Source organism: Dactylosporangium sp. NPDC051541 (assembly GCF_044454505.1).
In the GTDB taxonomy this organism is placed as follows: Bacteria; Actinomycetota; Actinomycetes; order Mycobacteriales; family Micromonosporaceae; genus Dactylosporangium.
This window is the reverse complement of sequence record NZ_JBITDU010000004.1, coordinates 837,791-852,479: the sequence shown is the minus strand read 5'-3', so window position 1 is coordinate 852,479 and position 14,689 is coordinate 837,791. Positions and strand designations below refer to the sequence as shown.

Sequence of the window (14,689 nt, the reverse complement as noted above, 5' to 3'; positions counted from 1 at the left end):
ACAACCGCTCCACCAACACCGCCGTCCCCAGAAGCCAAAAGGACCACTGCGGCCAGCCTGGTCCGCCGCCATCCGTCGTGTGCGCCATGGAGCATCTTGGCCCGGGCCCGCGGTGGACGAGTGCACATCCTGGTCACCGCTGATCGAGCCAGTGTCTAGATTTCCTCTACCGGACGATCACCAAGGTTGAGCGACGTCCCGGCACCTGGGGGACCGGCCTACACTTCCGGGGCATGACCGACGAGGAACCCGCAGAAGCCGAGGAGCCTGGAGCCGACGAGGCGCCCGTACCGGAAATCCTGGCCGGCATGGTCATCAGCGTGTTGACCCGCGAGGATGTCGTCGTGATGGACCCCGACCGGTTCATCGCCGCGGCCCGCCGCGCCTATCTGGCCGACGAACCCGACCTCACCGAGGACGACGCCCTGGCGTACGTGGCCGACGTCTATGACGCCGTCTCCGCATTGCTCGACCGGTACGGCTCCCTGGCGTCAGCCGATCCCGAGGTGGCCGCTGGCGGCACGACACGCGAGCGTATGAGCGGCGGGTTCGGCCACCGTCCCGGCGACCGGGTGACCGGCCGCGCGGACGGCCTGTCCCCGGCCGGTTCGGTGCGAGAGATCCGGCTCGACCGGCACCCACCACTGCAGGACTACGGCTGTTTCCTCCCCGGCGACGAGGAACTGATCTCGACCGCCGACGAATGAGGACACCGCGCGGAGAGCAAGCCCCGGCGGCGAAGGTCGCTGACCGCCAGACCCAACGACCGAAGGATCCTTGCGCCGATTTTGACATCCGGATCTGCCGCCGTTGTGCGTGGTCCTTGACCCGAGTTTCTCTTGACGGTGACGAGATTTTGACGACTCAGGGGATTGATGTCGTGCCGATCTAACGCGGGTTATGCGGTCGGACTGGGCTCGTCATGCGCCGGCGTCAGGTGTTACAACGTCATGGGTGAGCTTCTTCGGCAGCTTTGTGTTCGCCCGGTCCGGGTGCTGCTGCCGCATGTGCCGGGGGTGCCGTCGATGTTCGGTAGCCGGACACTATGGTTGGATGAATTCGGACGGGATTATGAAACGCCGCCTCGCCACCGCGATTGTGCAAGCCGTCCTCGCCCCTGCACCACGGCGAGAGAGGTCGCATGACAGGTGAAATGGCTCAGTCATCTTCGTCGTCCATGCGCGAGATTGTCGAGACCGCCGTGGCCAGTGCTTGCAGCGTGCGCCTTGGATCAGTCTGGATCTCGGGAAACTGTTCGAGTGCGCGAATCTCTAGTTGTGAGAGATTCCTCCAGCTGCCGCAGCACCGGCGAGAACACCCGCACGAACGGCGGCTCGCTGGCGATCAGGCGCAGGTACACCACCGCGGTCCCACTGCGGATCGCGATCGGCCGCCTCACCAGATCTGCGGGAACCTCCGGCCCGCCGAGATACTCGGTGACCAGCCGATGTACCTTCGCCCGCAAGGCGTCGTCTATCGACACGCGTTCAGGATACCGGCCGTCGCAATGCGATCTGTGTCGACTAATTTCACCGGGCCGGCCCAGTTCGCTCGGTCTGGGCTCATACATCAACGCAGGCTCGCAACTCCGAATCGCTTGTCGCGATCAGGTGTGGTGGCGCAGCGACACGAGCCGAGAGCGGGTCGGCGTTCAGCGCGCGAAGCGCCTGAAGACGACTTGCCGAGTCGTACGGTCAGCGATCGCCGTGTAGCCGGCGGCCATCCAACCGAGGCGGCTCTGGCTGTGCGTGCTTCCCGGATCGTCCTCGTTGTTCCACCAGGCCCGAAGCGGGACATGCCAACCGTGCTGGAAACCGGCTGTCCACACAATGCGCCATTCGTCTGCCTCACGCTGGAACGCCCGGTCCTCGAGGTTCATGCACGCAGGTGCCGCGCACACGCTCGGCGACTGGCCGCGACTCGCCTTAATCAGTTGAGCACATCTGCCGCCGTTGGTGCGCGGAGGATGGAACGCGCTCGTCACCGGAGGTGACGGGGCCGCCGTGGCCGCGGCTTCATGTCCTGCCGATGTGCGGACATCCACTCGATGATCGTCGCGTTACACGCCTTTGCATGCGCACCCCGACCTTCACCAGATCGACACACATTGCTACCGATTTCCGCTAGTGTGCCTCCTAGCCTGTGCTGATGGTCGAACGCCGACGCCTGTCCGTTGTCGATGGATTCTGGGCGTTCATCGTCGGTGGCATCGCCATCGCATCGACGTTGCGCGTACTTGACCCGGTCACGCGGCAGCAGGACTGCCCCAACTCGACCGGCAACGCAAGCGCATTCGACAATCCCGACTGGGACGGTTATCTCGTGCTTGCGGTGATCGTATGGTTCAGTGCGGTCTTTCTTGAGCTGGGGTTACTGGCTACCTCGGGGCGCCGACGTGCGGTCGACATCGCGCTTCGAGCAACATGCGTGCTCACCATGACGGTCCTGATCTCATGCCAATGTCTCGGCCTGCTGCTCGTGTGCCACTGAACGCGAGCCGCGAGAGCCGGACATTACGGTGCGCAGGTCGGGTGTCGTCGAGGAGCTCGGCCCGCCGCCAGCGGGGCTCGTTCGGCCGTTCGTGGCCGGGGCGGCCGCGGATATTCGGTGCATCCACGGCCGCCCATGGCTCCTCGGGTGGCGGCGGCGGGGGTGTAGGGGGCGCGGAGCCCCCTACCCGGGGCGGGAGCGAAGCGGCCCCGGAATCCGGATCCGGCTTTTCGGCGCTTTGCTTGTGCTGCGCTTGTCCTGCTGATTCGGGGCTAGGGCAGGGAGTTGAGGTAGGGGCGCTGGGCGTTCTGGAACTCCCAGTTGTAGTAGCGGTCCCAGTTGATCGACCACGTCATGAGGCCGCGCAACGCCGGGGAGGTGCCGCCGCGCAGGGTGTAGCCGCCGCAGCCGGAGCCGTTGACGAGGCAGGTGACGGCGGATTGGACGACGGGGTTGGCGACGTAGCCGTTGCCGGCGCTGACGGCGGCCGGGACGCCGATGGCGATCTGGTCGGGGCGCAGGCCGGGGAAGGTCTGGCCGGTGTTCGCGACCGGGAAGCCGGCCTTGAGCATGTCGGTCATGGCGATGTGGAAGTCGGCGCCGCCCATGGTGTGGTACTGGTTGTCGAGGCCCCAGATCGGGCCCGAGTTGTAGTCCTGGACGTGCAGGATCGTGAGCGCGTCGCGCAGGGCGTGGATGACCGGCAGGTAGGAGCCGGCCCGGTTGTCCCCGGCGCTGGTGCCGCCGTAGAACTGGTAGCCGAGCTGGACGAAGAACGTCTCCGGGGCCATGGTGAGGACGAACTTGGTGCCGTAGCGGGCCTTCAGGGACTTCAGGGCGCTGATCAGGTTGACCACGACGGGCGTGGTCGGGTTGCGGAAGTCGCTGTCGCCGGCGTTGAGGTACAGGGAGTGGCCTTCGAAGTCGATGTCGAGGCCGTCGAGGCCCCACCGGTCGATGATGGCGCCGACGGAGTTGACGAACGCGTCGCGGGCGGCGGTCGTGGTCAGCTGGACCTGGCCGTTCTGGCCGCCGATGGAGATGAGGACCTTCTTGCCCTGGGCCTGTTTGGCCTTGATGGCGGCGAGGAACTCGGCGTCGGACTCGACGTTCGGGCACTCCGCGGCGGAGCAGCGGTTGAACCGGATGTCGCCGGAGGTGACGCTTGTCGGTTCGCCGAACGCGAGGTCGATGACGTCCCAGGCGGCCGGGATGTCGGCCATGCGCACGTAGCCGGAGCCGTTGGCGAAGCTGGCGTGGGCGTAGCCGATGAGGGCGTGCTTCGGCAGGCCGGTGACCGGCGGCTGGCTGGGGGAGGGGCTCGTCGACGGACTCTTCGACGGGCTGGGGCTCGTCGAGGGGCTCTTCGACACCGACGGCGAGACCGACGGGGAGACCGGGGGCGTGGTGGGGGTGGTACCGGGGCCGTCGAGGGCGATGTCGTCGGCCTGGTAGGCGCCGGTGCCGTACCAGCCGTGCAGGTACACCTGGATCGACGTCTGGCCGGCCGTCGTGGTGAACGGGACCGAGAGCTTGGTGTAGGTCGAGGCGCCCGGGGTCCAGGTGGAGGCCCCGCCGGTCACGCCGATGTAGACGTAGCTGCCGCGGACCCAGCCGGACAGGGTGTAGGCGGTGTTCGGCTGGACGGTGACGGTCTGCGTGCACTGGGCGGTGTCGGACGTGGTGGCGTTGCCGTTGAGGGCGTACGAGCCGGAGTGCACCGGGGTGGTGACCGCGCCCGAGCCGGAGCCGGTGCAGGACCAGCCGGACAGGTTGCCGCTCTCGAAGCCGGGGTTGACGAGCAGGTTGGCCGCATACGCGTTGGTGGCCACGAACAGGCCGGTGACCAGGAGGGATGCGGCGCCGAGGATGAGCGCGGCGCGCTTGATGGGCTTCATGGGCGACCTCCATCGACGGTGGTCGCCATTATTAGGTTTGTTAACTGTTCATGTCCAGCGCTCTTAACCCGGCCTTCATCATCGCGACCATCCGGGCCCGCGCGGCCGGGTCGGGGCCGGCCGACTCGCGGGCGACGCAGCCGGCGATCAGGGCCTTGACGTCGGCCATCGTGACGTCGGGCCGGACGGTGCCCGCGCGCTGGGCCGCGGCGAGGAGGGCCGCCTCGGCGCCGTCGAGGTCGAGGCCGGTGCGGGCGGCGGCCGCGCCGACGTCGAACCCGGCGCCGGTGAGGGCCTCGGCCAGGCCGCGGTGCTCGGCGGCGACGCCGACCAGGTGGTCGAGGTAGGCGAAGAAGTCCAGGGCCTGGGCCTGGGTGAGGAGGGCCTCGACCTGTTCCAGGACGATCGCCTCGTAGAGCGCCTCCTTGGTCGGGAAGTGCCGGCTCACCGTGCCCGTGCCGACCCCGGCCCGGCGGGCGATCTCGGCCACCGGCACCGACAGGCCCTCGGTGGCGAACGCCAGCTTCGCCGCGTCGAGGACCTTGCGCTGGTTGCGCACACCGTCGGCCCGCATGGGCGCCTCCTTGTAAACGGGACGGTCATCCCGTATGTTCGTAAGCGGGACAGCCATCCCGATTATATGGGGGTACGTATGTGGTCCGTTGACGATATCGGCGACCTGACCGGCCGGGTCGCGCTGGTGACCGGGGCGAGCGGCGGCATCGGCCGGGAGACGGCGCAGGTGCTGCGGGGGCGGGGCGCCACCGTGCTCGCGCCGGGGCGGGATGAGCTGGACCTGGGGGACCTGGCCTCCGTGCGGGCGTTCGCGGCCGGATTCCCGCACGAGCGGCTCGACCTGCTGGTCAACAACGCGGGGCTGATGATCCCGCCGTACGGGCTGACCGCCGACGGGTTCGAGACGCAGATCGGCGTCAACCACCTCGGGCCCTTCGCGCTCACCGGGCTGCTGCTGGACCGGCTCCTGGCCGCCCCCGGCGCGCGGGTGGTGACGGTCAGCAGCAACGGCCACAAGCGCGGCGTGATCGACCTCGACGACCTGCACTTCACCAGACGCAAGTACGTGCCGATGACCGCGTACGCCCAATCGAAGCTGGCCAACCTGCTCTTCGCCGCCGCGCTGCACAGGCGGCTGGCCGGCACCGCGGTGCTGTCGGTCGCCGCGCACCCGGGTGCGGCCCGTACCGGGCTGATGCGCACGAGTCCGTTGCTGTTCCGGTTCGTCGTCAGCCGCCGTACCAGATGGGCGTTCTCTTGGCTCATCCAGGACCCGTTCCCGGCCGCGCTGCCGATCCTGCGCGCGGCCACCGAGCCGGAGCCGGCGTTCTACTACGGCCCGGGCGGCTGGGGCGAGTTCACCGGCCGCCCGGTCGAGGCACCGACGGCCCCGGCGGTGTCGGACGTCGGCCTGCAGGATCGCCTGTGGGCCGAGTCCGAGCACCTGACCGGGGTCACGTACGGGCTGCTTACACGTGCACCGGGGTCTCGCTAGCGGGCTCCGCCTCGAGGTGCTTGCGCAGCTTCTCGCCCTCGATGTCGACGTTCGGCAGGATCCGGTTGAGCCAGCCCGGCAGCCACCAGGCGGCCCGGCCGAGCAGCGACACGACCGCCGGGACGATCGTCAGCCGGACGATGAACGCGTCGATCGCCACGCCGATCGCCAGGGCGAAGCCCATCGACTTGATGATCGGGTCCTCGATCAGGATGAACCCGGCGAACACCGACGTCATGATGATCGCGGCCGCGGTCACGACCCGGGCGCCGTGGCCCATGCCGCTGATCGTGGCCTCCCGCGGGGTGCCGCCGTGCACGTAGTCCTCGCGCATCCGCGACACCAGGAACACCTCGTAGTCCATGGCCAGGCCGAACAGGATGCCGATGAGCAGGATCGGCAGGAAGCTCACCAGTGGCCCGGGAGTGTCGAGGCCGACGAGGCCCGCGGCGTGGCCGTCCTGGAACACCAGGACCGTGAGGCCGAACGTGGCCCCGACGGTGAGCAGGAACCCGGCCGCGGCCTTGATCGGCACCAGCAGCGAGCGGAACACCAGCATCAGCAGCAGCACCGACAGGCCGACGACGAGCAGCAGGTACTCCGGCATGGCGTCGGAGAGCTTCTCGGACACGTCGATGCCGACGGCCGTCTGCCCGGTCAGCGCGAAGTCGGCGCCGCCGACGGTCTTGAGCTTGTCGCGCACGGCGTGGACGAGGTCCTCGGTCGCGGCGTCCGTCGGGCCGGTCTTCGGGATCAGCGGGACGAGTGCGGTCTTGCCGTCGCGGCTGAACTTCGGGGCGGCCGCGGCGAGGAGGTTCTCGGTGCCGGTGAGGGTCTGGATCGCCTGGCCGGCCTTCGCCTTCGTGGTGTCGGCGGAGTCGCTGGAGACCACGACGAGCAGACGGCCGTTGAAGCCGGGCCCGAACGTCTGCTCGGTGAGGTCGGCGGCCTTGCGGGCCGGGGTGTCCTCGGCGCCGGCGCTGGCCCCGGGCAGGGCGATGCGCATGTGCGCGGCCGGGATCGCCAGGGCGGCCAGGCCCAGGACGCCGACGAGGATCACCGGGACCCGGAACCGGACCATCCACCGGGCCCACTTCGTGCCGAACGCCTCGGTGTGGTGGGCGGTGCCGCCGTCCTCGCGGGCCTTGCGCTGGGCCCGGGACAGGATCTTCGTCCCGGCGAACGCGAGCAGGGCCGGCTGCAGGGTGATGGCGACGAGCACGGCGACGGCGACGGTACCGGCCGCGGCCAGACCCATCACGGTGAGGAACGGGATGTTCACGACGGCCAGGCCCGCGAGGGCGATGACGACCGTGGCCCCGGCGAAGACGACCGCCGAACCTGCCGTGCCGACGGCCCGCCCGGCCGCCTCGTCGGGCTCCAGGCCCTCGACGAGGTTCTGCCGGTGCCGGGAGGAGATGAACAGCGAGTAGTCGATGCCGACGGCGAGGCCGAGCATCAGCGCCAGGACCGGGGCCGTGCTCGTCAGGTGCACCGCGCCGGACAGCGCGAACAGCCCGGCCATGCCGGCGCCGACGCCGAGCAGCGCGTTGAGCATCGTCATCCCGGCCGCGACCAGCGACCCGAACGTCACCAGCAGCACGACCAGGGCGATGACGACGCCGATGCCCTCCTTGCCGCCGACCTCGGGCTCCTTGTTCATCACCTCGCCGCCGTGCTCGACCCGCAGCCCGGCCTGCTGGGCCGCCTTGCCGGTCTGCTCGTAGGCGGCCCGGGCGTCCTTGGACACCTTGTCGGCGCGGTCCTTGTACTGCACGTTGAGCATCGCGGTGCGCCCGTCCGGGGTCAGCGCCTGCTCGGTGTAGGGGTCCAGGGCGCCCAGGACGCCGGGCAGCTTGTTGGCCTCCCCGACGATCCCCATGACCTGCGCCTTGTTCTGCGGGTCGTTGAGGGTCTGCCCGGCCGGGGCCTGGATCACGATCGTGCCGGTGGCCCCGCTGGCCTCCGGGAACTGCTGCTTCAGCGCGTCGATCGCGCGCTGCGACTCGGTGCCGGGCATGGTGAAGTCGCTCGACGTGGGGCCCTTGAAGGCGAGCGCGGAGACGCCGAGCGCGCCGAGCACCACCACCCACAGGATGAGCACCAGCCAGCGGCGCCGGAACGAGGCCCGGCCGAGCCGGTAGAGCACAGTAGCCATGACGTTCGCGTCCTAACGGGTTTCGGGGAGGGGTGCGAGGGCCCGGTTGGCCGCCTCGATGAGCGCGGCCCGCAGCACCTCGTCGGAGTAGCGCGGAGCTTCGTAGTCGATGCCGAACGCGATCGCCGGGATGCCGGCGAGCACGAGCTTCGCGGCGACGATCGCCGCCGCCGAATCGTCGGAGCCGGCCAGGATCTCGCAGATCCGGATCGTCATCCGGTGCACGTTTTGCAGCGCCGGCTGCTGCAGCAGGGACGGCAGGTCCCCGTAGATGATCTGGATCTCCTTGCGGTAGCGCATCGAGAGGTCCACGAACCCCTCGACCGCGGCCGTGCGGGCCCGGTCGGCCGGGAGCGTCCCGAGCGCCTCGAACAGCTGCTCCAGGTCCGCGATCGCGGGCGCGCACAGTTCGGTGAGGATCGCTTCCTTACTGCTGAAGTGGTACAGCAGCGCCGCCTTCGAACAGCCGACGTCCACGGCGATGTCGTGCAGCGACGTCCCCTTGTATCCGGACGCCGCGAACAGCCGCGCCGCCGCGGCCAGGATCTCGTCCCGCGTGTTGCTCCGTACCACGACCACAGCATGCCTGGCCGATCGGTCAGAGTCTGACCGATCGGCCAGATTTGAGAGTCACCTCACAACGTCTACCCCCGCGGCAACCGGTCAAGCCCATAGAGTTGGTCGATGCGAGTGGCAGTGCTGGCCGACGTCCACGCCAACCTTCCCGCTCTTGAAGCCGTCCTCGACGACGTCGACGCGTGCGGGGCCGACCGGATCGTGCTGCTCGGCGACATCGCCGGCGGGCCGCTCCCGGCCGAGACCCTCGACCGGCTGGCCGCCCTCGGCGACCGGGCCGTGTGGGTGCACGGCAACGGCGAACGCGAGCTCGTCGACGCCTTCGACGGCAAGCCCGGCCCGGGGCCCATCGGGGCCGACGCCGCCGACTGCGCCGCCCTGCTCGAGCAGCGCCACCGCGACCTGCTCGCCGGGCGGCCGCTGACCGTGACCCTCGGCGTCGACGGGCTCGGGCCGGTGCTGTTCTGCCACGCCACCCCGCGCCGCGACGACGAATTCGTCCTCGTCGACTCGCCCATCGCCCGCTGGAACGCCGTCCTCGACGGGGTCGCCACGGAGCTGGTCGTCTGCGGGCACACCCACATGCCGTTCGACCGGCTCGCCGACCGGCGGCGGGTCGTCAACCCCGGCAGCGTCGGCATGAACTACGGGCCCGCCGGCGCCTACTGGGCCCTGCTCGGCGACGGCGCCGTCCAGCTGCGCCGCACCGCCTACGACGCCGCGGCCGCCGCCGCCCGGATCGTCGCCGGCCGGCACCCGCGGGCCGCCTGGTGGGCCGAGCACTATGTGACAAATCCCTACAGCGACGCCGACGCTCTCACCGCATTCGCCGAGTTCACCAAGGATTGACGGGCGGTACCCTTCCCGGCATGCGCAAGATTGCGGTGCTGCTCGTGCCCGTGCTGCTGGCGGCGGCGTGCTCGAATGGGCCGCGGATAACGCCCGGAGCCGATGTCGAGGCCGCGGGCCCGCACTATTCCATGCCGGCGACCACGGACGTTCCGCAAGGACAGGACGCGGCGGGGGTACCGTCAGCCGCTCCGGCGATGTCGCCCGGCCCCCTGGAGGCGTTGCGGGCGCGGATCGTCACCGGCCTCGCGCACGAGAACGCGGTCGCCGGGGCCACCATGACGATCGAGCAGCGCGCGTCCGCCGCCGGCCAGCTCGTCTTCAAGTGGACCGCCAGCAACGACCCGGGCGACGAGCAGGCCGCCGCCGGCCTGCGGGCCCAGGCCCTGGTCATCCTCCAGCAGGCCAAGCTGTCCGGACTGGCCTACGGCTCGGTGCTGCTCATCGCCGGCGCCACCGTCCACGACCGCACCGGCCGCAGGACCGAGGTCGTCGCCGTGCGGGCCAAGTACACCCGCGGCCTGGTCCTGCGCACCGACTTCACCACCGTCGACCCGAAGACCGTGTTCACGCTGCCCGACGACAAGCCGGCCGAGCTCGACCCGCACTTCTCCTGACGAATATCCGTGAGCTAATTCACACGCCGTATTTGCCGGTTGTCGTCATACGGCGGCCATCCGCCATTCAGGAACGACCCCGTTCCGTCGCATGAATGGCTGGAGAATAGCGGCTTAAATGGCCAGGCAAGAACGGGTTATGGCCGTCACGCCGCACGACCGTTCGGCCCATTCCGGCGGCGCCGACCGATTGGCACCGGCGAACCTATCGGCGGATCTATCCGGAAAGGGCGATACGTGATTACTTGACCCCCGGCCGGTGGCGGGCCGGTGGGGGAGGAAGCGACATGTCCGGAGTACTCAGCGGCGTCTGGGCGTGGATCGTGGAGGCGGCCGGGCAGACCTCGTGGCGCGACATCGTCCCGCTCGGCATCGCCGGCGTCCTCGTCTGGGGGCTGTGGCTCTACCGGGCCGTGCTGTCCCGGTTCGCGAAGCCGGTCGTCAACGACTTCCGCACCACCGTCTCCGTCGTCGTCCCGGCCTACCGCGAAGACCCCGACATCCTCATGGAGTGCCTGCGGACCTGGCTCGGCCAGGACCCCGACGAGGTCATCATCGTCCCCGACGTCGAGGACACCGAGGTCCTCGCCCGCCTCGCCGCCGTCACCGACCCGCGGGTGCGCACCATCGCGTTCGAGCACCGCGGCAAACGCTCCGCCCTCGGCGTCGGCATCCGCGCCGCCCGGCACGAGCTCATCGTCCTCGTCGACTCCGACACCCGCTGGGAGCCGGGCCTGCTCGACGCGGTGCAGATGCCGTTCGCGGACCCCGACGTCGGCGGCGTCGGCACCCAGCAGAACGTCTACCAGCGCCGCACCAGCGTCTGGCGGCGCATCGCGGACTGGCTCGTCAACCTGCGCTACTACGACTACGTGCCGGCGATGGGCCGGGCCGGGGCCGTCGCCTGCCTCTCCGGGCGCACCGCCGCCTACCGGCGCTCCGTCGTCCTGCCGGTCCTGGAGAACCTCGAGGACGAGTTCTTCCTCGGCCGCCGCTGCGTCGCCGGCGACGACGGCCGGCTCACCTGGCTCGTCCTCGCCTCCGGCTACAAGACCGTCCACCAGGCCTCGGCCCGGGCCATGTCGATGTTCCCGGCGTCCCCGGCCGCGTTCTTCAAGCAGCGCATCCGCTGGAGCCGCAACTCCTACCGCTGCTACCTCACCGCCGTCTACAAGGGCTGGCTGTGGCGGGTCCCGCTGGTCACGAAGATCACCGTCCTGCAGATCCTGCTGACCCCGGTCACGATGGGCATGGCCCTGGGCTACCTGCTGCTGAGCCGGCTCGAACTCACCGGCCGCGGTATCGCCCTGGCGCTCATCTGGGTCCTGCTCGGCCGGGCCGTGCGCGGCTACTCCCACCTGCGCCGCCACCCCGGCGACCTGTGGGTCCTGCCGCTGCTGGCGCTGACCGTCATCGCCATCTCCCTGCCGATCAAGCTGTACGCGCTGCTGACGATGAACAAGCAGGGCTGGCTCACCCGCACCAGCGACCACCTCGGCGGCGAGGGCCAGACCGCGGCGACCCTCGAACCGGCGCTCGGGACCGGCGGTGCCGCATGAGGGCCCGGTGGCCGGCCGGCCTGCTGCTCGCCGTCATCGCCGGGGCGCTGGTCGGCCCGGCCGGCGCCGGGGCCAGGGACCCGGCCGTGCCCGGCGCGGCCGGCGGCGGGGCCGACCTCGACCAGCAGCGCCAGGCCGCGCTCGTGACCTACGAGGACAACCGGCTCAACCAGGTCCGGGCGGTCGCCACCGTCGCCGCCATGCAGGGCGGCACCACCTGGTCGAAGCCCTACCGGCTGGACACCGGCGGCGGCTACACCTTGGTGCTCACCCAGCGGGCCGCCGCCTACACCGTCGCCGACCTGCTGCAGCTGGCCCCGCAGACGTTCGTCCGGCAGAACGACGGCTCCTACGTGCTGACCGAGAACCTGTACCTCGCCGACGGCGCGAAGCTCAACCTGTCCAACCCCGGCGGCCTCACCGTGCGGCTGGTCAGCACCAGCGACGGCTTCGTCTCCATCGTCTCCTTCGGCGGCCAGCTGAACATCGCCGGCACCCCGCAGGCCCCGACCACCATCACCAGCTGGGACCCGCGGGTCGGCCGGCCCGACACCGACCGGCAGGACGGCCGCGCCTACATCCGCGCGATCGGCGGGCAGTTCGCCATGTCCTACGCCGTCATCGCCGACCTCGGCTTCTGGAGCGGCCGGACCGGCGGGCTCAGCCTCACCGGCACCCAGCGCCCCGACGCCGGCGCCGTCGACGGGCCCGAGCACCTCACCAAGGACGAGCGGCACCAGGCCAAGGACGACCGGCTCGGCGGGCCCGCCATGTCGCAGGAGCCGCCGGCCGCGGGCAACGTCACGGCCCAGCCGAGCGGCCCGCTGACCAGCCCCGACACCCGGTTCACGACCCCCGGGCTGTCCTACGTGTCGGTCAACGTCAGCCACACCACGCTCACCGGCAACGAGTTCGGGCTGTTCATCTCCAGCGCCCAGGGCATCTCCATCACCGACACGACGATCGAGAAGAGCCTCTCCTCCGGGCTGATGCTGCACCGCGGCGCGTCCAGCGCCGTCATCGAACGGGTCCTGTCCCGCGACAACGGCGACGACGGCTTCGTGCTGTCCCGGGCCACCCAGGAGGTCCGCATCAGCGGGTCCTCGTCGCAGCGCAACGGCGGCAACGGCTTCACCGTCAACGGCGAGGCCCTCGCCGCCGGCCCGTCCGCGTCCGGGGAGTCGACCGCCACCTACGGCTCCAACTCCATCTCCAACAGCATCGCCGAACACAACCGGCACTACGGCATCGAGGTCATCGGCGGGCTCGACGTCGGCGTGCAGAACAACCGCGTCGTCGGCAGCGACATGGGCATCGTCGCCCGGCAGGGCGGCAACAAGATCGCCATCACCGGCAACCAGCTCGTCGACCAGGACCGCCAGGGCATCGCCGTACGCGACGGCGTCACCGCGGCCACCGTCACCGGCAACGTCATCACCGACGCCCAGACCGCCGTGTACATCCGCGACTCGGTCGCCGAGGTCCGCGGCAACACCATCGAGAAGGCCCGCAACCACGGCATCTCCATGGTCGGGCGGGTCGGCGGCGCGGTCGCCTCCTACAACGTGATCGGCGGGGTCGGCCCCAGCGCCCTGGACACGTCCCGGGCCACCGGCCGCGTCGACGTGCGGGAGAACCAGACCTTCGCCTGGTACGACACCAGCTCGTTCTGGGTGAAGATGCGCCACTGGGCCAGCCCGATGACGCTGCTGTGGGCCGGGATCTTCCTGCTGATCCTGTTCGCCGCCGTCCGCGGGGCCAGGCAACGGCGCAGCGGCGCGAAGCAGCACCCCTACGCCGACAAGCGGCGGCTGCGCTCCGCCCCGCCCGTCGAGCTCGACACCGCCCCCCGCACCCGGGTCCAGCTGCTCGAGGAGATGGCACGATGAAGGCCCGGCTGCGGCGCGCCCTGGAACGGGTCTCGAAGAACACCCTGGCCGTGATCGCCGGCAGCGCCCTCGTCATCGCCGTCGTCGCGCTCGTCGTCGCGCTGGTCGCGGTCAGCGGGGACGGCGGCGGCGGTGCCCCGGCGGCGCAGCAGGGCTCGCCGGTGCCGCGCACGACCGCGGTCCTCGGCAACGACAGCCCCGTCACCGCCCGGCCGACCGGGACCGTCGGGCCCGCACCGACCGCCGCCCCCGTCGACTGCCCGGCCGCGACCGTCTCCGTGTCCAACGCCGGCGAGCTCGAGGACGCCCTCGACGCGGCCAGGCCCGGCGCCGTCATCGGCGTGCACGACGGCACCTACGAGGGCAAGTTCGTGGCGAAGACCCCCGGGACCAAGGACCAGCCGATCCGGCTGTGCGGCGGGCCGAAGGCGGTCCTCGACGGCGGCGGGGTCAAGGCCGGCTACGTGCTGCACCTCGACGGGGCCAGCTACTGGCAGGTGTCCGGCCTGACCCTGCGCAACGGGCAGAAGGGCCTCATGGCCGACCGGGTCACCGGCGTGCTGATCGACGGCCTGACCGTCGAGCAGATCGGCGACGAGGGCATCCACCTGCGCAACTTCAGCTCCGACAACACGGTGCGGGGCAACGTGGTGCGCGACACCGGCCTGCGCCGCGACACGTTCGGCGAGGGCATCTACATCGGTACCGCCCAATCGAACTGGAGCACCGTCACCGGCGGGGCACCCGACACCAGCGACCGCAACGTCGTCGAGGGCAACACGATCACCGCCACCACCTCCGAGAGCATCGACATCAAGGAGGGCACGACCGGCGGCCGGGTCGTCGGCAACACGTTCGACGGCGCCAACCTGAGCGGCTCGCACGCCGACTCGTGGATCGACGTCAAGGGCAACGGCTGGCTGATCCAGGGCAACAAGGGCCGCAACTCCAAGCAGGACGGCTTCCAGACCCACTCGGTCGTCGACGGCTGGGGCACCGCGAACGTCTTCAAGGCCAACACCGCCGAGGTCAACGGCCCCGGCTACGGCTTCGCGTTCACCCCGGTCCTGGGCAACACGTTCAGCTGCGACAACACCGTCACCGCGGCGGCCAAGGGCCCCGGCAACATCCCCTGCGTCTAAG

General features: G+C 70.4%; 14 protein-coding genes. 8 read left to right on the top strand and 6 right to left on the bottom strand.

The window, feature by feature from the left end; translation table 11 throughout:
• Positions 1 to 233 precede the first annotated feature (233 nt).
• Positions 234 to 707, top strand: a complete 474-nt coding sequence (locus tag ACIA8L_RS23510) for a hypothetical protein (protein ID WP_395907863.1) — start codon at positions 234 to 236, stop codon at positions 705 to 707.
• A gap of 524 nt (positions 708 to 1,231) precedes the next feature.
• On the opposite strand, the gene ACIA8L_RS23505 is transcribed toward ACIA8L_RS23510, so the two are convergent.
• Positions 1,232 to 1,483, bottom strand: a complete 252-nt coding sequence (locus tag ACIA8L_RS23505; protein WP_395907861.1) for a T3SS (YopN, CesT) and YbjN peptide-binding chaperone 1 — start codon at positions 1,481 to 1,483, stop codon at positions 1,232 to 1,234.
• A gap of 168 nt (positions 1,484 to 1,651) precedes the next feature.
• The gene (locus ACIA8L_RS23500) at positions 1,652 to 1,879 is read right to left on the bottom strand and encodes a hypothetical protein (RefSeq protein ID WP_395907859.1); all 228 of its coding nucleotides are present in this window, start codon (positions 1,877 to 1,879) and stop codon (positions 1,652 to 1,654) included.
• Between the two features lie 269 nt (positions 1,880 to 2,148).
• On the opposite strand from ACIA8L_RS23500, the gene ACIA8L_RS23495 reads away from it, so the two are divergent.
• A complete protein-coding gene (locus tag ACIA8L_RS23495; protein ID WP_395907857.1) occupies positions 2,149 to 2,490 on the top strand; it encodes a hypothetical protein in 342 nt (113 codons plus the stop codon).
• Between the two features lie 272 nt (positions 2,491 to 2,762).
• Here the strand turns inward: ACIA8L_RS23495 and ACIA8L_RS23490 are convergent, their stop codons facing one another.
• Together ACIA8L_RS23490 and ACIA8L_RS23485 are read right to left on the bottom strand one after the other, a co-directional pair.
• On the bottom strand, positions 2,763 to 4,388 hold the full coding sequence (locus tag ACIA8L_RS23490; protein WP_395907855.1) for a chitinase: 1,626 nt from the start codon (positions 4,386 to 4,388) through the stop codon (positions 2,763 to 2,765).
• A gap of 40 nt (positions 4,389 to 4,428) precedes the next feature.
• On the bottom strand, positions 4,429 to 4,962 hold the full coding sequence (locus tag ACIA8L_RS23485) for a TetR/AcrR family transcriptional regulator (protein ID WP_395907853.1): 534 nt from the start codon (positions 4,960 to 4,962) through the stop codon (positions 4,429 to 4,431).
• Between the two features lie 78 nt (positions 4,963 to 5,040).
• On the opposite strand from ACIA8L_RS23485, the gene ACIA8L_RS23480 reads away from it, so the two are divergent.
• Positions 5,041 to 5,898 (top strand): SDR family NAD(P)-dependent oxidoreductase, encoded by an 858-nt coding sequence (locus tag ACIA8L_RS23480; protein ID WP_395907851.1) that lies wholly within the window; start codon positions 5,041 to 5,043, stop codon positions 5,896 to 5,898.
• Here ACIA8L_RS23480 and ACIA8L_RS23475 read toward each other — a convergent pair.
• Together ACIA8L_RS23475 and ACIA8L_RS23470 are read right to left on the bottom strand one after the other, a co-directional pair.
• Entirely contained in the window at positions 5,873 to 8,056 is a 2,184-nt protein-coding gene (locus ACIA8L_RS23475) for an MMPL family transporter (RefSeq protein WP_395907849.1), read from the bottom strand. The two genes, ACIA8L_RS23480 and ACIA8L_RS23475, sit on opposite strands and share 26 nt — an antisense overlap.
• 12 nt (positions 8,057 to 8,068) lie before the next feature.
• Positions 8,069 to 8,629: a TetR/AcrR family transcriptional regulator gene (locus ACIA8L_RS23470; RefSeq protein WP_395907847.1), complete on the bottom strand. Its 561-nt coding sequence runs from the start codon at positions 8,627 to 8,629 to the stop codon at positions 8,069 to 8,071.
• 111 nt (positions 8,630 to 8,740) lie between these two features.
• Between ACIA8L_RS23470 and ACIA8L_RS23465 the strand changes: the two genes are divergently transcribed.
• The 5 genes from ACIA8L_RS23465 (at position 8,741) to ACIA8L_RS23445 (ending at position 14,688) form a co-directional block, all read left to right on the top strand.
• Positions 8,741 to 9,481, top strand: coding sequence for a metallophosphoesterase family protein (locus ACIA8L_RS23465; RefSeq protein WP_395907845.1), 741 nt, complete (start codon positions 8,741 to 8,743; stop codon positions 9,479 to 9,481).
• A gap of 20 nt (positions 9,482 to 9,501) precedes the next feature.
• Entirely contained in the window at positions 9,502 to 10,098 is a 597-nt protein-coding gene (locus ACIA8L_RS23460; protein ID WP_395907843.1) for a hypothetical protein, read from the top strand.
• A gap of 287 nt (positions 10,099 to 10,385) precedes the next feature.
• Entirely contained in the window at positions 10,386 to 11,657 is a 1,272-nt protein-coding gene (locus tag ACIA8L_RS23455) for a glycosyltransferase family 2 protein (protein ID WP_395907841.1), read from the top strand.
• Complete coding sequence (locus ACIA8L_RS23450) at positions 11,654 to 13,546, top strand: right-handed parallel beta-helix repeat-containing protein (protein WP_395907839.1); 1,893 nt, start codon at positions 11,654 to 11,656, stop codon at positions 13,544 to 13,546. Before ACIA8L_RS23455 ends, ACIA8L_RS23450 begins: the two co-directional genes overlap by 4 nt.
• Complete coding sequence (locus ACIA8L_RS23445) at positions 13,543 to 14,688, top strand: nitrous oxide reductase family maturation protein NosD (RefSeq protein WP_395907837.1); 1,146 nt, start codon at positions 13,543 to 13,545, stop codon at positions 14,686 to 14,688. The genes ACIA8L_RS23450 and ACIA8L_RS23445 overlap by 4 nt, the downstream gene beginning before the upstream one ends.
• The last annotated feature ends 1 nt before the right edge of the window (position 14,689 follow it).